The 297-nt window shown below is 41.8% G+C and carries 1 pseudogene; it reads left to right on the forward strand.

Annotated features, from left to right (window positions below):
* Positions 1 to 297, forward strand: a pseudogene (locus SB658_RS23050) (ribonuclease HII); the annotation flags it as partial.

The raw sequence follows: 297 nt of genomic DNA on the forward strand, positions 1-297 counted from the left end.
TGATGTACACAGTGAAACAAATAAAAGAACTGATAGAAAAGCATTCGCAAGACGAGTCATACATTCATGAACTTGTAAAAGATGATACGAGAAAAAGTGTCCAAAAATTGATAGAGAAGTGGCGCAAAGAGAGAGAAAAGCAGCAGCAACTTCAAGCAGCATGGAATGAGATGCTGCAATTTGAAAACAGTGCGAAAGCGCAGGGATACACATGTATTGCTGGAATAGATGAAGCAGGAAGAGGTCCACTTGCAGGCCCCGTTGTCGCAGCAGCTGTCATATTAAAGGAAGATACAG

The organism is Bacillus sp. SIMBA_008 (genome assembly GCF_046535495.1).
Classification (GTDB): domain Bacteria; phylum Bacillota; class Bacilli; order Bacillales; family Bacillaceae; genus Bacillus; species Bacillus subtilis.